Annotated in this window: 20 protein-coding genes; all 20 read right to left on the bottom strand. The window is 60.6% G+C overall.

Annotation, left to right across the window (positions count from 1 at the left end):
* Positions 1-16: 16 nt before the first annotated feature.
* A complete protein-coding gene (gene holA / locus AB1Z34_RS04790; RefSeq protein ID WP_005511539.1) occupies positions 17-1075 on the bottom strand; it encodes a DNA polymerase III subunit delta in 1059 nt (352 codons plus the stop codon).
* Entirely contained in the window at positions 1072-3048 is a 1977-nt protein-coding gene (locus tag AB1Z34_RS04785; RefSeq protein ID WP_187400557.1) for a ComEC/Rec2 family competence protein, read from the bottom strand. The genes holA and AB1Z34_RS04785 overlap by 4 nt, the downstream gene beginning before the upstream one ends.
* The gene (locus AB1Z34_RS04780; RefSeq protein WP_246819673.1) at positions 3032-3802 is read right to left on the bottom strand and encodes a ComEA family DNA-binding protein; all 771 of its coding nucleotides are present in this window, start codon (positions 3800-3802) and stop codon (positions 3032-3034) included. The genes AB1Z34_RS04785 and AB1Z34_RS04780 overlap by 17 nt, the downstream gene beginning before the upstream one ends.
* Before the next feature lie 126 nt (positions 3803-3928).
* Complete coding sequence (locus AB1Z34_RS04775) at positions 3929-5272, bottom strand: DegV family protein (protein ID WP_016422320.1); 1344 nt, start codon at positions 5270-5272, stop codon at positions 3929-3931.
* Positions 5262-5969: a histidine phosphatase family protein gene (locus AB1Z34_RS04770; protein WP_069359622.1), complete on the bottom strand. Its 708-nt coding sequence runs from the start codon at positions 5967-5969 to the stop codon at positions 5262-5264. Before AB1Z34_RS04770 ends, AB1Z34_RS04775 begins: the two co-directional genes overlap by 11 nt.
* 2 nt (positions 5970-5971) lie before the next feature.
* Positions 5972-6430, bottom strand: a complete 459-nt coding sequence (gene rsfS, locus AB1Z34_RS04765) for a ribosome silencing factor (protein ID WP_005511538.1) — start codon at positions 6428-6430, stop codon at positions 5972-5974.
* 87 nt (positions 6431-6517) lie between these two features.
* The gene (gene nadD / locus AB1Z34_RS04760; protein ID WP_016422318.1) at positions 6518-7288 is read right to left on the bottom strand and encodes a nicotinate-nucleotide adenylyltransferase; all 771 of its coding nucleotides are present in this window, start codon (positions 7286-7288) and stop codon (positions 6518-6520) included.
* 21 nt (positions 7289-7309) lie between these two features.
* Positions 7310-8653, bottom strand: a complete 1344-nt coding sequence (locus AB1Z34_RS04755) for a glutamate-5-semialdehyde dehydrogenase (protein ID WP_231367179.1) — start codon at positions 8651-8653, stop codon at positions 7310-7312.
* 14 nt (positions 8654-8667) lie between these two features.
* On the bottom strand, positions 8668-8820 hold the full coding sequence (locus tag AB1Z34_RS04750; protein WP_016422316.1) for a hypothetical protein: 153 nt from the start codon (positions 8818-8820) through the stop codon (positions 8668-8670).
* Positions 8821-9534, bottom strand: a complete 714-nt coding sequence (locus AB1Z34_RS04745; protein WP_016422315.1) for a class E sortase — start codon at positions 9532-9534, stop codon at positions 8821-8823. It abuts the gene before it with no gap.
* Between the two features lie 174 nt (positions 9535-9708).
* Complete coding sequence (gene proB, locus AB1Z34_RS04740; RefSeq protein ID WP_016422314.1) at positions 9709-11058, bottom strand: glutamate 5-kinase; 1350 nt, start codon at positions 11056-11058, stop codon at positions 9709-9711.
* Between the two features lie 98 nt (positions 11059-11156).
* On the bottom strand, positions 11157-12671 hold the full coding sequence (gene obgE, locus AB1Z34_RS04735) for a GTPase ObgE (protein ID WP_367157985.1): 1515 nt from the start codon (positions 12669-12671) through the stop codon (positions 11157-11159).
* A gap of 257 nt (positions 12672-12928) precedes the next feature.
* Complete coding sequence (rpmA, locus tag AB1Z34_RS04730) at positions 12929-13186, bottom strand: 50S ribosomal protein L27 (protein ID WP_016422312.1); 258 nt, start codon at positions 13184-13186, stop codon at positions 12929-12931.
* Positions 13187-13226: 40 nt separating this feature from the next.
* Positions 13227-13535 (bottom strand): 50S ribosomal protein L21, encoded by a 309-nt coding sequence (gene rplU, locus AB1Z34_RS04725; RefSeq protein WP_005511541.1) that lies wholly within the window; start codon positions 13533-13535, stop codon positions 13227-13229.
* A 383-nt stretch (positions 13536-13918) separates the two neighbouring features.
* Positions 13919-18016: a translation initiation factor IF-2 N-terminal domain-containing protein gene (locus AB1Z34_RS04720; RefSeq protein WP_367157984.1), complete on the bottom strand. Its 4098-nt coding sequence runs from the start codon at positions 18014-18016 to the stop codon at positions 13919-13921.
* 572 nt (positions 18017-18588) lie between these two features.
* On the bottom strand, positions 18589-18999 hold the full coding sequence (gene ndk, locus AB1Z34_RS04715; protein WP_038629458.1) for a nucleoside-diphosphate kinase: 411 nt from the start codon (positions 18997-18999) through the stop codon (positions 18589-18591).
* An 84-nt stretch (positions 19000-19083) separates the two neighbouring features.
* Entirely contained in the window at positions 19084-19599 is a 516-nt protein-coding gene (locus AB1Z34_RS04710; protein WP_016422309.1) for a DUF4233 domain-containing protein, read from the bottom strand.
* Positions 19596-21101: a folylpolyglutamate synthase/dihydrofolate synthase family protein gene (locus AB1Z34_RS04705; RefSeq protein ID WP_231367219.1), complete on the bottom strand. Its 1506-nt coding sequence runs from the start codon at positions 21099-21101 to the stop codon at positions 19596-19598. The genes AB1Z34_RS04710 and AB1Z34_RS04705 overlap by 4 nt, the downstream gene beginning before the upstream one ends.
* A gap of 209 nt (positions 21102-21310) precedes the next feature.
* Positions 21311-24046: a valine--tRNA ligase gene (locus AB1Z34_RS04700; RefSeq protein WP_367157983.1), complete on the bottom strand. Its 2736-nt coding sequence runs from the start codon at positions 24044-24046 to the stop codon at positions 21311-21313.
* Between the two features lie 213 nt (positions 24047-24259).
* Positions 24260-25243, bottom strand: coding sequence for a malate dehydrogenase (locus AB1Z34_RS04695; protein WP_016422306.1), 984 nt, complete (start codon positions 25241-25243; stop codon positions 24260-24262).
* Between the last annotated feature and the right edge of the window lie 21 nt (positions 25244-25264).

The raw sequence follows: 25264 nt of genomic DNA, 5'->3' as shown, positions 1-25264 counted from the left end.
TTGCAGCCCGGAAATTTTAACGCCTATGGGACGAATGGGCCAGCTCCGCGATACGAAGCACCGACTGTTCCAGCGACAGCTCGGGAGTCGACGAGGCTCCCTTGGTGTCCGCATCCAGCTGTGCCGCGACAACCACAGCGCGAGCAACCGCCGGGGTTGACCAGGCAGATGCCAACCGCTGAGTTTTCTCCAACTTCCACGGCGGCATGCCATAGCGGTGGGCATCCCTGCGAGCATTAACGCCACGTGCGCCGTGGAGCCGAGCTACATCACCGACCATTCCCGTGATTGCAGCCGACAGCAGTGCCGGTGCCATTCCCAGCTGCAAAGCACGGCGCATCTTCGCCAACGCTTCCCCACCCCGACCGCGCAGTGCGAGCTCGGCAATCTCAAAGCCTGAAACCTCCGCCGAAGCACCGTAGTAAGTGCGCACTGCTTCCGAGGTGACCTTGCCCGCGGTATCTGCGCAGAGCTGGGAAATGGCAGTCGCCAGTTCGCGGAGGTCTGAACCGACCGCATCCAGGACGGTATCGATGACGTCGCGACGCACCTTGACCCCGTGTGAGGCGAACTCTTCACCAACGAAACCGGGCAAGTCGTTTCTCTTGAGCGGTTGTGCCTCGAAGAAGCGGACTCCCAATTTGCGCAGGTCAGCGACCATTTTTTTCTGACGTCCCTCACCGCTGTGAAGGAGAATCAACGTGATGCCCGGCGCGGGATCCTTAACCGAATCCATCAACAGCTTGGCAGGCTCTTTGCCGGCGTCTTGGCAGTCGGTGACAACCACGATCCGGTCATCCCCAAACAATGAGGGGCTGAAGAGCTCCACCGCGTCAACAGTGGTCATGTCCCCTGCACGGATAGTGGTCACAGGCACCGAGCGTCCACCCGGATCGGACTCCGTTGCTGCCTGCGCGCGGACGGCAGCGACAATGGCGAGGCGGGCGCGGTCTTTCAGCAGCTCCTCTTTGCCCACAATCAAATTCACGGGTGCGACGGCGCTCAATCCCGACCTCTTTTCCGCGTTGATTCCTGCGACTGTTGTTTCTAGCCTACGGGACAGCCCGGATTTCACCTTCCTCGCCAGACTTCACCATTGGAATACAGGGCTTGTGGGCCATCTCGCTGCGGGCACACCACGGGAATGTGGTCGGGTGTCATTACGATTTCTCGCACGTGCGGACCACACTCGCGGGCGATAAACCACTGGGGTGAGTGGTGCGATTGGAGCGGTTGGCCGCTCATGGCTTGCGCGACATACGACGGGGCCTCCACCGCCACGGTTTCTGTCGTGGGGTTATTGGTGGTGTCATCGAGCACCTGGACGTACTCCGCCTCTCCCTCGGTGAGTCCGAGCGCAATTCGGCACTGCCGGCTGAGCGAGGTCGGTGCAGGGTAACCAACCGATGCCACATGGGTGACGGGATCTCCGACAGCGCCCGCGTGAATAAGAACGATCTGGTTCTTCTCAGCACAGGCTGCAAGCTTCCACCCCTGTGGGGCACGCGCAATGTCGAGGCCGAACACCCAAATAACGGCATAACTACCGGCTGCCAAGACAGCAGCACAGGCCCCAGCGCGGAGCGCAAAACGGGGCCACGCCCAGAGCGTCGTCAAGCATACGAACGTGAGAGTGCAGGAAACGACCAACGTGACCGCCCCAGTGGCGGACGCGACGATTCCTGCAGTGAGGCGTGCGACCTGATGAATCCACCATGCGCACGGCGCGGCACACCAGAGCAACGCACTGACCAGCCAATTGAGATGCAGTGCGGCCGCAACGGCAGCGAGCGAACCAGCGATAGTAACCGGTGCGACGGCGGGCGCGGCGAGGAGATTGGCAAGCAGTGAGACATGACTAATTTCGCCGATGAGAAGCGCCAATACGGGCATGGTGACCACGTGCGCGGCAATCGACACGGCGACGGCGCGGACTACTGGGGCGGGCCAGGTACCCATAACGGTGGCGACGGACAGGCGTCTGGCAAGGGGCTCGGCAAGAAGGACTAACCCGGCGGTGGCTGCGACCGAGAGGGCGAAGCCCACTGATACCGATAGGTCGGGTGCCAGGAGAATCAACCCGATAATGCCAGCCGACAGCGCCGCGATGGCCTGGCCAGCTCGTCCTACGAGAATCGCCAACAGCCCAATGCAGCCGGTGACCACTGCGCGTAGCACTGACGGTTCGGTGCCCACAATTGCTACAAAGCCATATAGAGCAAATGCGGCGACTGCGACTCGCACCCGCGGTCCAGCCCACGAGAACACGGCTACAACAGCCCCGATAACAAGCGCAACGTTCGCTCCAGAGACTGCTGATAGATGTGAAAGCCCAGAGGCAGTCATCATGTCGCCGTCGTTGAGGCTAAAGCCGCGCTCATCGCCGATGGCCATGGCGGGAATCAGGCGGTCGGGACCAACGGGAAGATTCTGCGCCGAGTCAAAGAGCTGCTGGCGCACCTGAGCTGCCAGCCCCTGCGGTGGCGCGATGACCTCAACATCGCCACGCAGATTCAGCTGGATACCACTAATGCAGGGTTTGCTGGCCACACGTATACCGGCTGTGGATTCAACTACGGCGTCTCTCGTGACCGCCAACAGTGACTCGTCTCCGAAAACCGACACCTGCCCCGGAAGGCCCTCGATGCGGGCCTTCGCGCTGGCCCCGAACTCGGTAGCTTTCGGCTCGGTGACGAGGCGCAATTGCACTTTCGACATCCCGCCAATGTCGTCATAGAGCTCGTGGGCTCGGGCTTGCGCTATGCGGATTCGCGTGGCCACCGCAACACTGGCCACCGCCACAGCTGGCACCACGATAGTGGCGATTGCTCGCCAGCAGGAGGTCACCGCACCTCTTCCCCATCGCCACGACCAACGCTGCCACGCCCACGGCAACACCACCGCAGTCACGATCGCGCACGGTGCCACAACTATCGCCCATTCTGGGCGCATGATCACTGCCACCGCAGTCGCCCACGCCAACACCGCTGCTGGCACTAGCCGCACATCGAGCCCAGCACGAGCGCGCAGGTCAGACGGTGGCGGCATCGCGCAGAGCCTCTACCTTCGCCGGGCCGATTCCCGGAACCTCCTCAAGTGCGTCGATACTCGCAAAAGGCCCGTTCTTTTCACGAAAGTCAATGATTTTGGTCGCTGTTGCGGGTCCAATCCCGGGCAGTTCCTCCAGCTGCGTAGCAGTGGCGGTGTTGATGTTGATCTTTCCGTCAGAGTCACCCGGGCCAGCCCCGCCTGCAGCACCGGCGCCAGAACCGCCAGAAACATCGGAACCACCCTCCGCCGTTCCTGCTGGCAGCGCCTCTGTCCCGACCACAATCTGTTGACCATCAACCAACGGTGCCGCCAGGTTCACGCTGGCAGGATTAGCCTCCGGCAAAAGCCCACCCGCACGCTCAATTGCCTCCACCACCCGCGCACCCACTGGCACCTCCACCACGCCTGGATTCACAACCAATCCCACCACCGACACAATCAACGGCCCCATCTGTGCCTGAGCGTTAGTCTCCTTTCCCGCACCGGCTGGCGTCTCCGCTGGGTTTTCGGTCGTCTCCGGTGTCGTCCCCGCGACAGCCGCGTCCTGCACCGCAGGCATCTCCACCTGCGGCGTCGACGGCCACACCACCGCAGCGATTACTCCCAAGGCCAACACCGCAATCACAATGCACGCAGCCATCGCCACCCGCGGCGTCACCACCGCCCGGCGCGTGGAAAAGTCCACCGCCATGCGCTTGTCTTGATCAATCGGTTCCAGATAGTCCGCCAGCCGATTCCGCAAATTCGTCACGATGCGCACACTAGCGCCCCGCCCCACATGCCACCTCGACGAAAGCACTCATCGAGGCGCCATCTGTGGATAAAAATTGGCCTGTGGGGGTTATCCACAGGCCACATCATCTTCGCAGTTCAGCAACTACTTCTTCTTCTCGTCGCCGTCATCATCACGCTTGTTGCTTGACGACGACTCCCGCGATTTCTCCCCTTCGGTGCCAAATACAGCTCCCTCGGGATCGGACTTATCGCGCAGCGCCAAATCAGAGATAGCCTTCGCCAGACGCTCAGCTTTATCCAGAGCTGCTTGGCGATTCTCACTCCACGTTGGCAATTTAGAAACCGCCGTGGTGAAAAGCGGAATTCCCTGTTCATTAGTCACTACTGTGCGATGGATTCGTTTACTGCGGTTGCGACTGGCAGCCGGATTCTCAACTACCTTCACCGCAGCCTGATCGGTGATCGGCTCACCTGGGTCTGTGGTGCCAGCGTTTTCAGCCGAACCGTCCGTGTCAGCAGAGTCACCGGAATTGTCTATGTTCCCGGAATCGTCGTCTACCGCGTCTGCAGCCACAGCATCAACAGCAGGCGCGTCACTCTCCTCCACACTGTGGAGCAGCGCTGTCACGCCCATCTCTGTTTCAAAATCCATGGCATTCGAATCAATCGAGCCACCGGAGACCATGCCAACTGCATAGGCTCCCTGCCCGACATGAGCGGTAAGAGACTCCGGCAAATCCAGGATTCTAAACCGGGTATCGTCGGGTAGCTCTTCGGCAAGCATGGCCTGGAGCTCGTGAACGTCGTCAAGCGCATCGGAATGATGCAGCAATACCGCAGGCGGACGGTTCGCCGATGACGCGGTCCGCACCATCTTCGTGGCAAAATCCACCATGCGCTGCTTGACCTTCGCCTCTGTACGGCACTTGGCGACCAGCGCTAGTGAGCCATCTTTGATGCCGACGATGGGCTTGATAGCGAGAGCCGTAGAAAGCATCGCTTGGCCCGCGGAGATGCGACCGCCACGGCGCAGCGAATCAAGCTTTGGTACAAACAACCAGAGTCGATAGCGCTGCAGCACATCACGAGCTACATCGGCAACCTCATCACGACTGGCCCCGGCCCTCGCAGCCTTGGCCGCCGCGATGGCAGCGGCACCGACTCCGGCTCCGACGGTGTCGGTATCGATGACGGTCACACGGTCCAGCGCACCAGCAGCGGTGACAGCGTTAGACCAGGTAGCGGACATTCCCTTGCCAAGATGCAGGGCGACAACGCCAGCGTCAGAACCATCCTTGTTGGAGCGTTCCAGCGCACGCGCATATGCGGCGCACAGCTTCAGTGGACTGACTGCCGACGTGGTGACGTCGTCTTCATTGATGTCATGGCCGATGGGAACCACGGTGATGTCGAGCTTGCGGGCAACCTCAGGCATCAGGCACGCGGTGTCATCGACAACAATGCGAACGCGACCGTCACCGGGCATGGCGGCCTCCTGAAGAATCAGAAACCTGCGACTCCCGCTCACGGACCTTCGCGTTAAAAGCATTCAGGTACCAGGAGGTCTCACCATTGACGCGCGTGCGCTGCTCCATTTCGACCCACGCAGTGTTGCCCAGGCCGTTGAACGTGCTGAAGTAGTCGCGCGGCATCTGCAGTAGGGCTGCGGTAGCGGCAGCAATGGCACCACCGTGGGACACGAGCACAAAGGTATCCGACTCCCAATCGGGGTTGGCCGCTAGCTCAGCAATGACCGCCAGCATTCGGTTGGAGACCTCAAAGCGGGTCTCGCCACCCTTGGGTGCCCAGTTGAGATTATGGCGCCAGTGGTCACGCATACCGGGAAACGCGGAGTCAATCTCGTCGTAGGTACGCTCTTGCCATTCACCGAGGTTGGTCTCACGCAGGCGCTTATCAAAACTCAACTCTGCACCGGTGGCCTCAGCTAGCGCACGGGCGGTGTCGGCTGCCCGGGTCAGGTCGGAGGACACGATTTTTGTGATTCGCGGTTCAGCCTCCGCCAGGTACTGCGCCGCAGTACGGGCTTGCTCGCGACCAACGTCGGAAAGCTGCGTGTCCAGCTGTCCCTGAATGCGGCCAGTAGCGTTATACGACGTCTGCCCGTGCCGCAGCATAATCAGGCGACGTCGAGCGGCAACATGTGCCTCGCGTGAGCCCGCCACAATTAAAACTCGTCCGTGTCCGGGTTTTCGGCAGCCAGCGGAATCTCGTCGATGGAACGAGCATTGCGGGCGGAATCTTCGCCGTCCTCGTTGCTCGGCTGCTCGATGCCCTCGACCTCGATGCGCGGGCAATCGCGCCACAGTCGATCCAGGCCGTAGAAGTCGCGTTCTTCACTGCGGAAGACATGCACGACAATGTCGCCGTAATCCAGCAGCGCCCAACGTCCCTCACGGACACCTTCGCGGCGAACCGGCTTTGCGCCGAGGTCACGCAGATCGTCCTCAATTTCGTCGACGATTGCGGCAACCAGACGCTCATTGTCAGCACTGACCAGGACGAATGCGTCCGTAATCACCACCGGGCCAGAGACATCGAGAACAACGACGTCCTCACCCTTTTTGCTATCGGCGGCCTTCGCCGCGGCGGTCGCCAGCTCAATGGCGCGTGGTTGTGCAGTCACGAAAGACTTCAGCTCCTTGTGATTAAAAGTCGTGAAAAACAGCGTTTGTACTTGTAACTTACCGTCTCAGCGGGATTTTGCTAACTTTCAGTCCGCGGTATCGGACTTCGCATCCACCGATGCCGCATCCACCGACGCCGCACCCTCGGAGGTCGAGTTCACCGATGCGGGCCCCACAGAACCAACCGTGCCCTCAGCAGACTGGTACAGACCACGCTTAGCGATGTACTGCACCACGCCATCCGGCACCAAGTACCAAACAGGGCGTCCTGCCTCCGCACGCTTTCGACAATCGGTAGAAGAAATAGCCATCGCGGGAATCTCGATGAGGTGCAACCGTGAAGCGTCGATTCCTTCCAGGTCCTCTGCCCGCAGGTGAACCCCTGGACGAGTGACACCGACGAACGTTGCTGCGTCGAACATCTCCTCCCAGTCCCGCCACGTCATAATCTTCTGCAGCGCATCGGCACCGGTAATGAAGAACAGATCCGCGTTGGGATAGATGACCTTCAAATCCCGCAGCGTATCGACGGTATAGGTCGCACCCGGCCGGTCAATATCAACCCGCGAAACCGAAAACTGTGGGTTCGACGCGGTGGCAATGACCGTCATCAGGTAGCGGTCTTCGCTGTGAGAGACCTTCCGGCCGCGCTTTTGCCACGGTTCACCCGTGGGCACGAAAAGCACAAAGTCAAGGTCGAAACGGTCTGCCACCTCGCTGGCGGCAACCAGGTGACCATTGTGGATGGGATCAAAAGTGCCACCCATTACGCCAATGCGCTGCCGGGGCGCGTCCGCCGACTTCGCTGTCAACGCGGCGTGTACTCGCGACCGCACACTTTTCTTGCGCTTAATCATGACTGGCACTTTACCTGGGCACTACGGACGAGTCTGTCCACGACCAGCCAGAACCCACTTGCTGCTGGTCAGCTCCGGCAGCCCCATGGGCCCACGGGCGTGCAGTTTCTGAGTGGAAATACCAATCTCTGCGCCGAAACCGTACTGCTCACCATCGGTGAATGCAGTGGAGGCATTGACGCTGACGGCAGCAGCATCAACACGGTCGACGAACTCCTGGCACACGCCCCAGTCACGTGCAGAGATAGCTTCCGTGTGGCCCGAGGAGTACTCAGTGATGTGATTCGTCGCGGCCACCACACCGTCGACGATGCGCGCTGCAATGTCTAGCGAGAGGTACTCATCCGACCAGTCTTCTTCCGTCGCAGGAATGACCTCACCAGTCCACCCAGAGGCCGCCAGATTATCGACATCGCCGTGGACCGCAACGCCAGCGTCGGCAAGCGCGTCCAAAATGCGGACCTGATCCTGCGCGGACAGCGCCGAGTCAATGAGAACCGTTTCAGTGGCGTTACAGACGCTCGGACGGCGGGTCTTGCCGTTAATCATCAGCGCAATCGCCTCGTCGATATCGGCGGAAGCATCGATGTAGATGTGGCAGTTACCGGTACCGGTCTCAATGGTCGGCACCGTTGCCTTCGTCACGACGGCCTCAATCAGACCGGCACCGCCGCGCGGAATCACTACGTCAACCAGGCCGCGGGCAGTGATGAGATCTTGCACGGAATCGTGGGTCTCACACGGCAGCAGCTGAACAAGGTCCTCCGGTGCATCGTGGTTGGCCAGCACCTCACGCAAAACCGCGACCAGCTGCGTGTTGGAGTGGACGGCCGACTTGGAGCCGCGCAGCAAGGCCACGTTGCCCGACTTCAGCGCCAGACCAAAGGCATCGACAGTAACGTTCGGGCGAGCCTCGTAGACCATGCCCATCACGCCCAGCGGAACGCTGACCTGGGAAAGCTTAATGCCGTTAGGAAGAGTGCTGCCCCGCAGCACCTCGCCTACCGGATCCGGCAGGGCCGCAACCTGGCGCAGCCCACCGGCAATACCCTCAACACGATCGGAGTCAAGACGCAGGCGATCCAGCAGGGAGTCACTAAAACCACGGGCCTTACCGGCCTCGATGTCCTTGGCGTTGGCTACCAGAATCTCTTCAGTACGGGCGACCAGCGCATCTGCTGCGGCCAGCAGGAGCTCGTTCTTGCGTGCCGACGTAAAGCGAGCCAGCTCTCCCGCGACAGCCTTGGCACGCTGTGCCTTATCTAAAACCTCGGCGCGCTCAGCAGCACGCTCCGGACTAAGAGCCGAATCCTCGGCAATGCCCTGTTGATTGGTGTTAGCAGTTTCGTTCGTTTGAGCAGTCATGCCTACCAGCATAACTAGAGTGAGACATCATTTGAGGGAATTAGCTCAGCAACCCAAGGAAAGATGTAATTCATCAACAGCAGGAACACGATGACGGCAATCACGATGGTGATGATCGCTTTCACCCACCACGGACCCGGCAGGGATCGCCAAAAAGCTGCGTACATCTAGTTGACCTCCTTGGTCTCAACACCGGCGAGAACCGCGTGAATAATGAGCCGATGAGTGTTGTCCCACTGCGGATGGCAGGTAGTCAGCGTAAGTAGAGTCGCGTTACCGACCGGATTGAGGACATCGGCGCGGTCTGGAGTGACAATGTGCTGGCCGGGAATCTCGGGGACGTTAGTTCCTTCTGGCACGCAGTCGAAGCTTTCCCCTGCGCCAGCCATACCGTCGACCGGTAATACCTTGTAGCGGTAAATAGCATCACGCGTCTCTACAGTGATGTCATCGCACGTCTGCAGGCGGTCAATGTTGTCAAAGGGAGCTCCGTGGCCGTCACGATGGGCGGCATAAGAACTGTTGCCCACCTGCCCCGGAAGGGCTGTGCTCGGATAATGGCCGGGGCCACCGCGCAAAACTTCCTGAGAGACACCTTCGAATACGACCAAATCGCTAAAACCGGCCTTTGGAGCGGAAATCATCGCCACCGCAGAGCCAGGCACCCAAGAGCCCTCAACAGCTGGCTCCGTGCCTTCTGGCGCCTGAGCTGAGGCCGATGCCGGTGCGGACCATGCCTGCTGCAGCTCATCACGAGCCTGCTGCTGAGCTTTCCCGGTTTCAAGACCAGACCAGTACAGCAGATAAAAGGCGAAGAGCGCCACCATCACTCCAGCGGTCAAGAGCAACTCGCCGATGACGCCAATAATTTTCGATAACACACTTAGGATTATGCCCGAAAGTTCCTCATCCAGGCAGTCCGCGCTCAGGCACTCCTCCCCCAGCCAGTCCGCACTCAGCTAGTCCCCACTCAGCCGGTCTTTGCCGAGGCACCTCTGTCCGGGCGCGCCCAGGTGCGCGTCTTTAAGCGCTGCAGCTCTCAGCGCAACGCTCTCCTAAGCGCGGGAGGCGAAATCCGACAGGTAGTCGGCATGGACGACAGGCTTCTGCATGTCATTCGGCAATTCCTCGGTGTGGTAGCCGATCATGCCCAGCAGTTCTTCAGAGTCATAGTTGACCTCGCCGCGGCCGATGACCTCACCGCTCGGGCCAATCAGGTCGACGATGTCACCAGCGGAGAACTCACCGTCAACCGAGGTGATACCGACCGGGAGCAGCGACTTGCGCATGCGGGTCACAGCGTCGACCGCGCCGGCATCCAGGCGAAGCAGGCCCGAGCTATCCGCTGCGTAGAGCATCCAGAACTTCCAGGCGCTCAAGCGGTTGTCCTTCGCGGCGAAAGCGGTTCCCACATCTGCCTGGTCCAGTGCTCGCTCAATGTTGGACGCCGAAGTCAGCAGCACCGGCACCCCAGCACGCGAAGCCAGGCGTGCGGCAGACACCTTCGAGGCCATTCCACCGGTGCCCAATGCCCCACCGTCACCGGCGATAACACCACGCAAGTCGTTACCGCTGCGCACCTCTGGCACAAAGGTTGCACCTGGATCGGCCGGGTTGCGGTCGTAGAGGCCGTCGACGTCGGAAAGCAGAATCAGTGCATCGCAGTACGCCAGGTGACTGACCAGGGCGGCCAGGCGGTCGTTGTCGCCGAAGCGGAACTCCGAGGTCGCGACCGTGTCATTTTCGTTGACAATTGGCACTGCACCCAGCTGGCGCAGGCGGTCGATAGTGCGCTGAGCGTTGCGGGCACGCGAACGCACACCTGCATCGTCCGAGGTCAAAAGCACCTGCGCAGAAGTGCGGCCATAGCGCAGGAAGGAGCGTCCCCACTCCTGTGCCAGGCGCACCTGCCCCACCGCTGCAGCCGCCTGCTTGGTCGCCAAATCAGTGGGACGCGAAGTCAGCCCCAGCGGCCCCATTCCGGATGCCACCGCGCCGGAGGACACGACAATGACATCGCTAAAGCCCATACGCTTTTCCAGGGCATCGGCAATGAAGTCGATGCGTTCGGGATCGGTACGACCGTCAGATCCGGTCAACGAGGAAGAACCAATCTTCACCACGACACGCTTCGCGGTCCGAATTGCCTCACGAGTCTCGGAATCGAAACCGCCTTTGGTTCCCGGAGATAAATTCTCAGTCGCCTTTTCAATCTCAGCGACGGTGGACTCAGGATTGTTGTGAAGCAGCTCGTCGACCTCCTCACGGGAAATCGGCGCGTCCGATTCAGACTTCGGCGCGGTAGCTACCGGGGCATCTAATGCATCTGCTCCAGTGACGTCAACATCGTTGGCAACGGTGTCGGAAGGGATAACTGACTCACTCATTTCACTAATGGAAAACATGACGGTCTAATGTAATTCTGACTATATAATTGTTTAAACAATTAATGGCAAAATGCAAGTTTGAAGTCTTCGCTTGCCGACGACGCTGGCGCCCGCGACTATGAGTACCGGTCGCGAATAGCCTCTTCGCCATCTCCGAAATCGTACTCGTCAATCAGACCACGGCGGGCCTGCGATGCACGCTTACGCTGCTCGGCGCTAGTGCGCTCGTTGACGTAGAGACGATCGTCGGTACCACGGCCACTCGGAACGAAGTCATCGGTGCCCGCGACCTGCTGCGGGTACCACTCGAAGGTGAGATAGGAAATCGTCACCGGGCAGCCAACCGTTGCCCCAGCCTTTGCCAGGGCATCTTCTACACCAAGCTTGGCCAGGCGGTCAGCCAAGTAGCCGACTGCCTCGTCGTTTTCGAAGTCCGTCTGGTTAATCCAGCGTTCCGGCTTACGGCCACGCACAATGAACCCATCTGGGGTATTCGGATCGCGCTCGATGGTGAAGTCCGCGCCTTCGTGCTTCTTGCCACGCACACCTTCCGGACGGATGACCGCACGGGGCTCCTGCTCTGTTGGCAACGGATGCGCCTTGCGGTAGGCGGCAATCTGATCCTTCAGGCCGTAGGTCAGCTCCTTGAGCCCCTCGTGCGTCACCGTAGAGATCTCATAAATCGGCCAGCCGAACTTCTCCAGCTCCTCGCGCTGCATGTCAATCATTTCGCGAGCATCGGGCAGGTCAATCTTGTTCAGCACGATGACGCGCGGACGCTCTGCGAGATCCCCAAGCCCCACGTCGGCCTTCAGCACCGACTGGTAGTTGGCGAGTTCCGTCTCCAACGCCTTGATGTCAGAGACCGGATCGCGGTCGCCCTCCAGCGCAGCAGCGTCAACCACATGAACCAGCACAGCGCAGCGCTCAATGTGACGCAGGAAGTCCAACCCAAGACCTCGGCCTTCAGATGCCCCCGGGATAAGACCCGGCACATCTGCGATGGTGAAGGACTCGTAGCCAACGTTGACTACACCCAGGTTCGGCTGCAGCGTGGTAAATGGGTAGTCACCAATCTTCGGCTTAGCAGCGCTCATGGTGCTGACCAGCGAGGACTTTCCGGATGACGGGAAGCCCACCAGTCCAACGTCTGCCATGGATTTGAGCTCCAAGACAAGATCCTTGGCCTCACCCGGCTCACCGAGGAGAGCGAAGCCCGGCGCACGGCGGTTCTTGTTCGCCAGCGCTGCGTTGCCCAGGCCACCGTAACCGCCCTCAGCGGCAATGAAGCGGGCACCCTTACCTGTCATGTCCGCGAGCACTTCCCCATCCTCGGTCATGACAACCGTGCCCTCCGGCACTCCGAGAACCAGGTCCTCACCACGAGCACCGTTGCGGTGATCGCCCGCGCCCGGCTTACCGTTGGCAGCCTTGATATGGGGGTGGAAGTGGAAGTCCATCAGAGTGTGAATCTGCGGGTCGACGACCAGCACAATGTCGCCACCGTGGCCGCCGTTACCGCCATCGGGACCGCCGAGTGGCTTGAACTTTTCACGCAGCACCGAGTTACAGCCGTGACCACCGTCGCCGGCCTGCAAATGCAGTACGACACGATCTACAAAACGAGACATAAAATCACACACACTTCCGAGCGGAGAGCCATCATCTAGTGCCTGGAGTAATGCCCTAATTTAAGCGAGCCGACGGGCAGAAGTCTAGGCGGTAACAAAACGCTGCCTCGCAACCTAAAAGCGCGAAACAGTACATAAACAACAAAAGAGCCGATTACCTTTCGCAGTGGGAAAGGAATCGGCTCTTCTGCAAGGCAGTTAAACCTGCCTCAAATTCAACGTTGCAGTAATCCTATGTGGACAACCGAGGGTTGTTCTTAGGAGTTATTCTCAACGATGCTGACAATGCGGCGGTTACGGCGGGTACCGAACTCGACTGCGCCTGCCTTCAGAGCGAAGAGAGTGTCGTCGCCGCCACGGCCAACGTTCTCACCCGGGTGGAACGAGGTACCGCGCTGACGAACGAGAATCTCGCCTGCCTTAACCTGCTGGCCGCCGAAGCGCTTCACGCCGAGGCGCTTAGCTTCGGAGTCGCGGCCGTTGCTGGTGCTGGATGCACCCTTCTTAGTAGCCATGATTTTCTCCTAGGGAAAAGCTAATTGGAATTTCGGCGGTTTACTTGGAGACGCCGGTAATCTTCAGAACAGTGAGCGGCTGACGGTGGCCGTAGCGGCGCTTGTAGCCAGTCTTGTTCTTGTAGTGCATGCCGCGGATCTTCGGGCCCTTAGCGGCCTCGACGATCTCTGCGTTAACGGTAACGTTGGCAAGCTTGTCGGCATCCGCAATGACATCTGCGCCATCGACGAGCAGAACCGGGGTGAGAGCCACGGACGAACCCGGCTCACCCTCGATCTTCTCGACCTTGACGAGGTCACCTTCGGCAACCTTGTACTGCTTGCCGCCGGTCTTGACGATCGCGTACATAGGAGGGCTACCCCTTTATCTGAGAAACTCGACTCAAGGAATCTTTGTAATTCCTTGACTGGACAATGGAATTGCGATTAGTTGCGTGTGCAGAACACTTCAGGGACATACCCGAAAGCCAAATCCGAGTAGATTTCCCCGCTCTGGCCGTTTCCTTACCACCAGCGCCTCAAGCACCAGTGGGCATGACCAGATACGCCTACTAATCAGCGACTGGTCAAGAGTAGCGAAAAATCCCCCTAAATTACAAACTGCCCGAGTAAGACCCTGTCCCCCATCGGTTTTCACGGTCTTCCCGGGCAGTTTCCGAAGCCACTTTCCACCCCCTGCTTTAGGGAACGGAAAACAACCTTCTATCTGGCCTTATTTCAGATTTCCAATCTCTAGTTCTGGCCACTTCGGCGCACCGCACGACGCACGCGGCGACGACGATTGGCCGGTTTCGTCTCCGGCGCCGCAGCACCGCGATTAGCCTGCTTCTGCTCTGGCTTAGTAGCGCGGTTTGAAGCGCCCTGTCGCTGCTTCGGCGCAGTCGCTTCGGCATCGCTTTGCGACGAGACCCTGCGCACCGCCCGACGGCGATTACGGCGAGCTCCCGTGCCCTGGACCGCTACGACCTCAACCCGTGACTTGCCCGAGCGGCGTCCACCGCCACTGCGGTTGGCGCTGCGGTTGGTGCTGCGGTTGCTGTCATCGCGGTTGTCTTTCGCACGATCTCCACCCTTGCTGCCTTCAGCGTCGGCCTTTGGCTTAGTGGACTCGAAGTCCTCGCGACGCGGTGCGCGATCCGAGCGGGAGTTACCGCGCGTCGGACGACGACGGCGTGGAGAACGCTCGAACGCCTCCTTCGCCTCCTCATAGGTCTGGGACTCCTCGGCCACAGCCTTACCGGTCTTGTTAGCGTTGCCGCTCTTGCCATCCTTGGCTGGCTCCCTCACGTCTATGGTGGAAGCTGCCTGAGACTCAGCCTGAGGCGCAGTGGTTTCATCCACAGCAGTACGACGCACAGCGCGACGACGGCGACGTCGAGCACTAGCGCTGCTGGAGCGTTCAGCCTCGCCACGGCCTCCACCGGAGCCACCGTTATCGGTGCGCTCGGCACGCTCAGCACGGGTCGGGCGCTCCGAACGCTTACGACGATCACCATATTCTTCGTCGCGGTCATCAGCGTCGCGTGCAGCCGAATCAACGGCAACATGCTCCGCTACCCGGCGACGCGTAGCCCGACGGCGGCGGCGCTGCCCCTCCTGCGGCATGTAACGGTCATCCGACGGCTCCTCTGGGTCCTTCTCACGGGCTTCCGCAACAGCTGCGGCCGCCAGAGCAGCCAGGTCATTGGAGTTCTCCGATTGCTCGGTACGCTCGCGGCGCTCCTGACGGCCACGGCCGTTCTGTCGCTGCTCATCGTTTCGGCCCTGGCTCTTACGAACCCGGCGACGACGCGGCGGCTTCGGCTCATCGTTCTCAGAAGAGACGATGACAGCTTCGACAGCAGCTGCGACACGCTTGTCAGCTGCGTCCTTATCGCGCTGGTTGGTCTCCGCGTCGTCGTCACGCGTTGCCGTGGAAGAGCCTGCCTGGTCGCCCTGATCGCGGTGCATGGCCAGCGCGGCCGGGTGGTTGGCCGGATTATGCTCCGAGCGCGACTTGTTGCGGCGCTTGGACTTGCCCTGCTCGTCGTTGCGACGGCCATTCTTGTGGCCACGGCTCTGATTGTCCTGCTCGACCGGATCGATGTGGATAATCAGACCGCGGCCATTACAGCAGCTACACGGCGTGGAGAAGGTCTCCAACAGGCCTGTGCCCAGACGCTTGCGCGTCATCTGGACGAGGCCGAGCGAGGTGACCTCGGAGACCTCGTGACGCGAGCGGTCGCGGCCGAGAGCCTCCTTCAGACGGCGCAGCACCAAATCCTGGTTTTCCGGCAGCACCATGTCGATAAAATCGACGACAATCATGCCGCCCAGATCGCGCAGACGCATCTGGCGGACGATTTCCTCAGCGGCCTCCAGGTTGTTGCGAGTGACCGTCTCTTCCAGGTTTCCGCCAGCGCCGGTGAACTTACCGGTGTTGACGTCGATGACCGTCATGGCCTCGGTGCGGTCGATGACCAGCGTGCCGCCCGAAGGCAGCCAGACCTTGCGGTCGAGTGCCTTGGCCAGCTGCTCATCGATGCGGAAGTGCTCGAAGACATCGGCGCCGCCGTGCTCCTTGGCGAAGTAGCACTGCAGTCGCGGCTCCAGCTCCGGCGCCAGGTCGCCGATGTAGTCCGTCACTGTGTTCCACGGGCGATCGCCCTCCACCACGAGACGCGAGAAGTCCTCGTTGAAGACGTCGCGGACGACCTTGACCAGCATGTCTGGCTCTTCGTACAGCGCAATCGGCTTTGCTCCACGCTTCGCCTTCGCCGCCTCGGAGGCTTCCCAGATCTCCTGCCACTGCGTCTCCAAGCGCTTAATGTCGGCCTCGATGGCCTCCTTGGATACACCCTCGGCGGCGGTACGGATAATCGTGCCCGAGCCCTCCGGCGTAACCTCGCTCAGAATCGACTTCAGGCGCTTGCGCTCCGGCTCCGGCAGCTTGCGGGAAATACCCGCGCTACGGCCGCCCGGCACGTACACCAGGAATCGACCAGCCATCGAAATGTGGGTGGTCAGACGCGCACCCTTGTGACCAATCGGGTCCTTGGACACCTGGACCAGAATCTGGTCGCCGGCCTTCAGCGCATGTTCAATCTTGCGCGAACGCGACTTCGTGCCCAGCAGCTTCCAGTTCAGGTCACCTACGTAAATGACACCGTTGCGGTCGGTTCCGATATCGATGAACGCCGCTTCCATGCTGGGCAGGACGTTCTGCACGCGACCGAGGTAGATATTGCCGATCTGCGTGGTCTGCGTGTCAGAGGTAACGAAGTGCTCGACCAGCAGGTCATCTTCCAGCACACCCACCTCAGTGACAATGCCCGCGTGGTCATGGCGCTTGCGCTCACGCACCACCATCGTGCGCTCCACCGACTCACGACGAGCCAGGAATTCCGCCTCCGAGATTACGTGGCGCTTGCGCGATTCCTCACGACGCTCGATACGGCGACGTCGCTGCGCCTCCAGGCGAGTCGATCCCTTAATCGCCTGCGGTTCCTCGACCTCATCGCGGGTTTCCTCTTCCTCGCGCTCTGTGTTTTCGGTGGTCTTCTCCGCCTGTTGCGCGTCATCATTACGACGCCCACGTCCACGACGGCGACGACGCGGGCGCGGCTGACGCTCCGTTTCGCTTGACGACGAGCCGTCCTGCCCCTCCCCCGCGTTGTCATCGGTGCCCTGGTTGGAGGCCCCGTTGTCAGCTGAAGCTGCATCCTCGGTGGCCGAATTCTTGGCCGTAGCCGGGACAGCCTGCGGCGCCAGGAAGATAGGCGCAAACGCGGTCTGCTCTTCCGCAACCGGCGGCTCCGGGACTACCGGCGGCTCGATGTCCTGCAGGGCTTCGCTCTGAGTTGCCTGCGTATCCTGCGGCTCTTGCGTTTTCTGCGGCTCTTGCGCTTCCTGAATTTCCTCTGCTGCTGGAGCGCTGGTCGTGCGGACCGCACGGCGAACTCGGCGACCACGACGTGTGGTCACTGCAGCGCTCTTTGCAGCAGGTGCTTCGGCGGACGCTTCCTCAGCGGAGGTTTTCTCAGCGGTCTCGGCTACGGTGTCGGCAGCCTTTTTGTCGGCAGCCTTCTTATCGGACGCCTTCTTCGGCGACGACTGAACGACAGCCTCAACAGCTTCCTCGACGACCGAGTTCGAGTCCTTCTGCTCGTCCTTCGCAGCGGTTTCTTCCGGAGCGCCAGCGGTCTTCTTCACAGCCCGCTTACGCGTTGCTCGCTTCTTAGTCGTGCTCTTCTTCTCTGCGCTCTGCTTCTCTTCAGCCTGCTTCTCTGCGCTCTGGTTTGCCGAGGATTTCTTAGCCGAGGACTTCTTGGTGTCCTTCTTCTCGGTCACTTCCTCAGCAGGTGCTGCGTCCAACTTAGCTTCGCTCTGAGCTGCCTTCTGGTCGGCCTTCTTTTCTGCCTTCGGCGCAGCCTTCTTTGTGGCCTTCTTCGCAGCCGACTTCTTGCTGCTCTTCTTCGCAGCTGGCTTCTTCTCGGACTTAGCTGCGGTTTGCTCGTCCGACTTCTCATCTGCCGCGTTCGGCTTACCTGCCGACTGTTTTTCCTTCGCGGCTGGCTTTTCGCCGGTTGGCTTGGTCGCAGCGGATCCGTCGTCAAGCGAGGCATCCTCTGGATGATCGCCGATGAAATTCAGCACTGCGTCGAGCTGATTTTGATTAATGGTGGACGCAGCGGACTTTACGACGATCCCCGCGTGCCCCAGTGCTTCGATGGTTTCCTTCGAGGTCAACCCCAAGCTCTTGGCCAGGTGGTGGACTCGGGTTTTCAGAGCCGCTGACTCACGATCAAATTCGCGTGCCTTAGCGACAACATCCTGGCTGAAATTTGCCACTGTATTTGTTTCTCCTTGACACCCCACCACGCAAAACCCGACAACAGGAAGCACACTCTTTGTCATTCCATGTGCGCCTACATCCGTTGTGGCCTTGGAAACCAGGCGGAGCAACGATGTTGCGACAGCCACTTCATTTGCGCCAAATGCGCAGATAGAGGGCCGAAAACGATGAACAATTATGAAAGTCTTATTGGCAGGCCTACCGGCTGACTCAGGGATTCAGCGATCACATGCGGAATATCTCATCCACCGGAGCGAACTCCCGGGCACTACTGCTGCTGTCCATTGTCGCACATATCGAGCAGGTGGCGCGCACCGACATTGGTGGCGGCGGGCCAATCCGAGTTACTGACTGCGTTTATGACAGAAATGGCCTGAAAAATTGCCGGAAAGTGTCATAAACTCCTACAGTTTCACATTTGCAGCCCGTGCCCGCATTCCCACGTGCAGCCCGCTGAAGGGCCGCCCCACGGTCGTCGACAAGCAAAAAGCGCCGAACCGGCAAACAATTTGCTTGCTCAGTTCGGCGCCAGTTCAACGCTCACGGGTCAATGCTGAACCGTCAACGTTTAGAGGTTCGGGAACCAAATACCAATCTCGCGCTCAGCGGACTCCGGAGAATCGGAACCGTGAACAACGTTGTTAGCAACCTCAAGTGCGAAGTCACCGCGGATGGAGCCCGGGGTTGCGGCCTCAACCGGGTTGGTGCCGCCAGCGAGCTGACGCCAAGCAGCGATTGCGTTCGGGCCCTCGATAACACCAGCGACCAGCGGTGCAGAGGTGATGAAATCAACCAGCTCACCAAAGAACGGCTTATCGACGTGCTCTGCGTAGTGCTCCTTCGCAGTTGCCTCGTCAGCAACACGGAGGTCAAGCGCGACCAGCTTCAGGCCCTTGCGCTCGATGCGGGAGATAACTTCGCCGACCAGACCGCGGGAAACGCCGTCCGGCTTGATCAGAATAAGAGTACGTTCAGTCATGGTGAGCATCATACTATGACAAACCCCGCTGCACCGGAGTGGTGGTGCAGCGGGGTGAAAGTCGCGACTACGAGCGCGGGAGACTTACGAGTGCTGGGTGGTCAACAGACCGCGCTCCATACGCTGGATGAGGTTCTTCCGCAGGTGCAGAATGTAGGCCCACACTAGTGCGAAGAAGATACCCACCACGCCCATAGACACGTGCGTGAAGATAGCCAGCACACCAAAGACCTGCAGCACAATGTTGGCCTTCAGAGCCCAGGGCTGCTTCTGCAGGAAGGCCATCGCAATCAGAGCCAGGCCCAGGATGGTGATGTACGTAACCGAGAAGGTCTGGTTAATCTGGCCGTCGGGAATGCGCGTGACCACAGTCAGACCAAGCAGCACCGAGATAGCCTGCATTATCAGCGTTCCGGACATAACACCGCGCAGACCCTTCAGCGGGTCCTTAGCCGGATCGTGTCCCGCACCGAGCGGGCCATACTTGCCACCCTCACTCAGGTCACGCCCCTCGCGGTAGGCGCGCAGAGCCTCGCGGTCGGCAGCGGTGTAATCCTCCGCGCCATTGCCCTGTGGCTGGCTCGCCTGAGATTCACTCATTGCGGGTCCTTTCCAAATAGTGTCCGGGCTTCGCCCGCAGTGACAACAGATCCAGTGACGATCACACCGGAACCAGAGACAATACCGTCTCCGGTGTCGGTTTCCTCAGCCAGCGCTACAGCTAGCTCAACGGCGGACGGCAGAGTCGGTACGCGATGCACGCGCTCCTCGCCGAAAATCTCCTCCGCGAGGTCAGCCAGGTCGTCGTAGTGCAGCGCACGCGGCGATGTGTTCTGGGTAATAACCACTTCTTCGAAGTAAGGCTCCAGCTCCACCAGCAGCCCACGAGCATCCTTCTCCCCCAGCACCGACAGCACACCAATCACACGGCGGAAGTCGAACTCAGCGGAGAGGGCCGTGCGTAGCGCACGGGCACCGTGAGGATTGTGGGCGGCATCGATGAACACCGTCGGGGTCGAGCGCACGCGCTCCAGGCGGCCTGGCGATGCGACCGTCGCAAAGCCTTCGCGAACCGCATCAATGTTGAGCGGACGCCCCGGACCTGCGCCGAAGAACGCCTCCACCGCAGCCAGTGCTGTGGCTGCGTTACGCGCCTGATGCGGACCGTGCAGCGGCAGATGGATGTCGTCATACTCGCCGGCCAGGCCCTTGAGCGTCAGGTTCTGTCCGCCGACCGCCAGCTGATGACTGACGACGCCGTACTCAACTCCAGCGCGGGCGACGGAGGCATCCATTTCCACGGCACGTCGCAAAACGACGTCCATTGCTTCCGGCTCTTGCTCGCCGACAATGGCGACATTGTCCGGTGGCGTAAGCAAGTCGTCCTTATTCCACCGCGACTTGATGATGCCGGCCTTCTCAGAAGCGATTTCAGCCAGGGTATCTCCGAGGTACTCCGTGTGATCGAGACCGATTGGGCAGATGACTGCCACGTCGGCCTCCACCACGTTGGTCGCATCCCATGTGCCACCCATGCCGACTTCCACCACGGCGACATCAACAGGAGCGTCGGCGAAGGCAGCGTAGGCCATGGCCGTGAGAACCTCGAACTTACTCATCTGCGGGCCGCCCTTTTCGGCGGACTTGGCATCAACCATTTCCACGTAGGGCTGAATCTCGCGCCAGATGCGCACGTAATCGCGTGGATGAATGGGCTGGCCATCGATGGCGATGCGCTCGGTAACCAGCTGCAGATGCGGACTGGTGGTGCGGCCGGTGCGACGACCGAGAGCGCGCACCAACGACTCAATCATGCGCACAGTGGAAGTCTTGCCATTCGTGCCGGCAACGTGAATGACTGGAGTGGCACGCTCGGGATGGCCAAGGATGTCCATCAGCATCTCGATCCGCTCGAGCGATGGGTCAATCTTGGTCTCCGGCCAGCGCTGATCCAGCTCGGCTTCCACCTCTGCGAGCTCGCGCAGCTCCTCTGCGGTGGCCTCCAGCGGAGCCGGCTCGTTGACTGGGCGATCCACATCCACCGGCAGGCTCAGGCCCTCCTCGGACACGGAAACCTCACCGAGGCGCATGTCATCGGGCATGCGGCCATCAGCCATCACACCGGCAATTTCGCGAGGTTCGAGGTCCTCGACGATCTGGGAGTCAGCCGGATCGAATTCGAACTCAGGCGCTGCAGTGGACTCCTCTCGCAGCGCAGACTCTTCCTGCGTCACCGAATCGTCGCCGCCGCCAAGATTCAAACGAATCTCGCCTGCGGCCTCATCACGTGGTTCAGCATCCCGTGGATCGGTCATGCCTGCGGAAGTCCCTCCAAACGAGCCTTAATACGGTCAATCTCCTCCAGTGCGAACTGGTGGCGAGTCTTAATCTTCTCCACGACCTGCTCCGGAGCCTTGGACAGGAAGGCCTCGTTGCCGAGCTTCTTCTCGGTGCCGGCCAGTTCCTTCTCTGCCTTGGCCAGGTCCTTTTCCAGACGCTTGCGTTCAGCGGCCACGTCGACGGTGCCGGAGGTATCCAGCTCGATCAGGACAGTGGCCTGAGACAGGCGCACCTCAATGGAAGCGGTAGCGGTGAATCCATCCTCCGGCGCCTCAGCACGAGCCAGCGAACGAATCATCTCTTCCTGAGCAGTCAGATCAGCATCCGCCAGGTTCATGCGTGCCGGCACGCGCTGCGACGGCTTCACACCCTGGTCATTGCGGAAACGACGCAGCTCGGTGACCAACTTCTGGGCATCGGCAATACGACGTGCGGCAACCTCGTCGACAGCAGCGCCGTCGGTGGTCATGGTTGCATCCGGCCAGTCGGAAATAACCAGAGAGTCCTCGAAGCCCTCCGCGCCGTCGGTAAGCGCCTTCCACAGCGTCTCCGTGACAAACGGCATGGACGGGTGCAGCAGACGCAGCAGCGTATCCAGCACGCGGCCGAGAACCAGACGCGTGGAGGCGGCGCGGGCGGCCTGCTCCTCGGTCATGGTCTCGCCGTCATTCAGGCGTGGGAAGTCAACCTTGGTCATCTCCAGGTACCAGTCACAGACCTCGTCCCATGCGAAGTGGTAGAGGGCCTCGTTGGCCTTGGAGAACTCGTACTTATCCAGCGCAGCGTCGACTTCGGCGCGGACCTGTTCCAGGCGGTCCAGGATCCAGCGGTCGGTGTCGGTGAGCTGGTCACGGTCCGGCAGCTCGCCCACGTGGGCACCGTTCATCAGTGCAAAGCGGGTGGCGTTGAACAGCTTGGTAGCGAAGTTACGGGAGCTCTGTGCGGCGTCGTTACCGACCGGCAGGTCAGAGCCCGGGTTAGCACCACGAGCCAGCGTGAAGCGAAGTGCGTCCGCACCGTAGTCACGCACCCAGTCCAGCGGGTCAATGCCGTTGCCGAGAGACTTCGACATCTTGCGACCCTGCTCATCGCGGACCAGACCGTGCAGGAAGACATCCTTGAACGGCACCTGCGGACGGCCGTCGCGGCCCTTACCCAACGGTGAATCAGGCAGGGTGGCAGCAAAGGTCGAGAACATCATCATGCGCGCGACCCAGAAGAACAGAATGTCGTAGCCGGTGACCAGCACGGATGTTGGGTAGAACTTCTCCAGCTCTGGGGTGGCGTCCGGCCAACCCATCGTGGAAAACGGCCACAGCGCAGAGGAGAACCAGGTATCCAGCACGTCCGGATCCTGCGTCCAGCCCTCGCCCGTCGGGACCTCATCATCCGGGCCGACACAGACGACCTCGCCATTCGGGCCGTACCAGATCGGGATGCGGTGGCCCCACCACAGCTGGCGCGAAATACACCAGTCGTGCATGTCATCGACCCAGTCGAACCAGCGCGGCTCCTGCGAAGCCGGGTGAATAACCGTGTCGCCCTCGCGAACAGCATCGCCGGACATCTTGGCCAGCTCATCGACCTTAACGAACCACTGCAGGCTCAGCAGCGGCTCAATCGGCTCACCCGAGCGCTCCGAATGACCGACCGAGTGAACGTACGGGCGGACCTCCTTGACAATGCGCCCCTGGTCACGCAGAGCCTCCGTCAGCGCGGTACGGGCCTCCGCGCGATCCATGCCGTCGAAACGCGTGCCGGTGTTGAAGATACGGCCAGTGGTGTCGATGACCTCCGGCATATCCAGGTCGTGGCGCTGGCCCATGGCGAAGTCATTCGGATCGTGCGCCGGCGTGATCTTCACCGCGCCTGTACCGAACTCGCGGTCCACGTAGTCATCGGCGATGACCTGAATCTTCAGGTCCTCGCGGAACGGGTGGTCCAGAACCTTACCCACCAGGTGCGTGTAGCGCTCATCCTCCGGGTGCACGGCAATTGCCACGTCACCCAGCATCGTCTCCACACGAGTCGTCGCCACAACAATGGAGTCTTCCCCATCGCCGTAGCGGAAGGACACGAGCTCGCCTTCAGCGTCCTCGTACTTGACCTCAATATCCGAGATTGCAGTCTGCAGCACTGGCGACCAGTTGACCATGCGCTTGGCGCGGTAAATCAGGCCGCGGTCAAACAATTCCTTAAAAATCGTCTGAACCGCACGGGACAGGCCCTCGTCCAGAGTGAAGCGCTCACGGGACCAATCCAGGGAGTCACCAATCTGGCGCATCTGGTTGCCGATACGTCCGCCGTAATCGTGCTTCCACTCCCAGACCTTCTCCACGAATTCCTCGCGGCCATAATCGAAGCGGTCCTTACCTTCGGACTCCTTCAGCATCGCCTCGACCTTGGTCTGCGTTGCGATACCCGCGTGGTCCATACCCGGCAGCCACAGCACCTCGTAGCCCTGCATGCGCTTACGGCGCACCAGCGCATCCATCAAAGTGTGGTCCAGTGCGTGGCCCATGTGCAGCTGACCCGTCACATTCGGCGGGGGCAGCACAATAGAGTAAGCCGGCTTGGAGCTAGACGGGTCAGCCTTGAAATAACCAGCGTCTACCCAGCCCTGGTACAGGTCCGACTCCACGTCAGCCGGGTTCCACGACTTGGGCAACTTATCTGCTCTGTTTAGGTCCACGTTGTTCTCAGTCACGCGTCACATCTTAGCGCCTTGCCCGGATTTGGTTTTCCAGGGGCTTTACGACGGCCCTTGCGCCCCACCCATATCTACCATCAGCGACTTATACACCGCCTAATTCAAGCCTTACTCTCGCTCCGACCCGAACCGCGATTACCGCGCAAAATAAAAGCGCTCTCTTGTGAAATCATCACAAGAGAGCGCCTCTAAACGGCCGTTGAACAGCTCTTAGACCAGCAGGTCCTTAACTGCCTCGCGCTCTTCGCGCAGTGCCTTGACGTTGCGCTCGATGCCAGCGCGCTGAACCTCGGAAAGATCCAGGCCCTCAACGCGAACCCACTCGCCGTCCTTGGCGTAGCACGGAACACCAGCGACCAGGCCCTCGTCGATGCCGTAGGAGCCATCGGACGGAAGGGCGACAGAGACCCACTCGCCCTCTGGGGTACCCGTGACCCAGTCACGCATGTGGTCAACTGCGGCAGCGGCAGCGGAAGCTGCGGAGGAGGAACCACGGACCTCGATGATTTCTGCGCCACGCTTGGCGACACGCGGAATGAAGTCCTGCTCGACCCATGCAGCGTCCACCTTGTCGGAGACCTTCTCGCCTGCAATGGTGGCGTAGGTGATGTCCGGGAACTGGTCTGCGGAGTGGTTACCCCAGACAATCATGTTCTTGATCTCAGTGGTCGGAACACCAATCTTTTCCGACAGCTGAGACAGGGAGCGGTTGTGGTCCAGGCGCATCATGGCGGTGAAGCGCTCTGCCGGGATGTCCTTAGCGTGGGATGCGGCGATCATGGTGTTGGTGTTGGCCGGGTTGCCGACAACCAGAACCTTGATGTCGTCTGCTGCATGATCGTTCAGTGCGGCACCCTGCGGGCCGAAGATCTTGCCGTTGGCGCCCAGCAGTGCGGAGCGCTCCTCGCCCTTGCCGCGCGGCTTTGCACCGACCAGGAAGGCGGCGTTGGCACCGTCGAATGCCTTTGCCGGATCATCGGTGATGTTGATGCCAGTCAGAAGCGGGAAGGCGGAGTCAAACAGCTCCATGGCGACGCCTTCGGTGGCGTGCAGCGCCGGAGTGATCTCCAGCAGGTTCAACTCAACCGGGGTCTCAGGGCCGAAAACCGAACCGCTGGCAATGCGGAAGAGCAGGGAGTAAGCGATCTGTCCGGCGGCACCGGTAACTGCAACCTTTACGGGAGTCTTGTTCACTTCAGGCCTTTCTCGAGAGAG

This window comes from Corynebacterium sp. 045007 (assembly GCF_040743205.1).
GTDB classification, from domain to species: Bacteria; Actinomycetota; Actinomycetes; order Mycobacteriales; family Mycobacteriaceae; genus Corynebacterium; species Corynebacterium jeikeium_D.
Note: the sequence above shows the minus strand (reverse complement) of the source record. Positions and strands in the feature narration are given on the sequence as shown.

Coding starts and splice junctions, on each gene's coding strand:
- AB1Z34_RS04785 (WP_187400557.1), bottom strand. CDS start 3,048: ATGCCGCCACCGTCTGACCTGCGCGCTCGTGCTGGGCTCGATGTGCGG.
- AB1Z34_RS04775 (WP_016422320.1), bottom strand. CDS start 5,272: ATGCCCGGTGACGGTCGCGTTCGCATTGTTGTCGATGACACCGCGTGC.
- nadD (WP_016422318.1), bottom strand. CDS start 7,288: ATGATTAAGCGCAAGAAAAGTGTGCGGTCGCGAGTACACGCCGCGTTG.
- AB1Z34_RS04755 (WP_231367179.1), bottom strand. CDS start 8,653: ATGACTGCTCAAACGAACGAAACTGCTAACACCAATCAACAGGGCATT.
- AB1Z34_RS04750 (WP_016422316.1), bottom strand. CDS start 8,820: ATGTACGCAGCTTTTTGGCGATCCCTGCCGGGTCCGTGGTGGGTGAAA.
- proB (WP_016422314.1), bottom strand. CDS start 11,058: ATGTTTTCCATTAGTGAAATGAGTGAGTCAGTTATCCCTTCCGACACC.
- obgE (WP_367157985.1), bottom strand. CDS start 12,671: ATGTCTCGTTTTGTAGATCGTGTCGTACTGCATTTGCAGGCCGGCGAC.
- rpmA (WP_016422312.1), bottom strand. CDS start 13,186: ATGGCTACTAAGAAGGGTGCATCCAGCACCAGCAACGGCCGCGACTCC.
- rplU (WP_005511541.1), bottom strand. CDS start 13,535: ATGTACGCGATCGTCAAGACCGGCGGCAAGCAGTACAAGGTTGCCGAA.
- ndk (WP_038629458.1), bottom strand. CDS start 18,999: ATGACTGAACGTACTCTTATTCTGATCAAGCCGGACGGCGTTTCCCGC.
- AB1Z34_RS04710 (WP_016422309.1), bottom strand. CDS start 19,599: ATGAGTGAATCTCAGGCGAGCCAGCCACAGGGCAATGGCGCGGAGGAT.
- AB1Z34_RS04705 (WP_231367219.1), bottom strand. CDS start 21,101: ATGCCCGATGACATGCGCCTCGGTGAGGTTTCCGTGTCCGAGGAGGGC.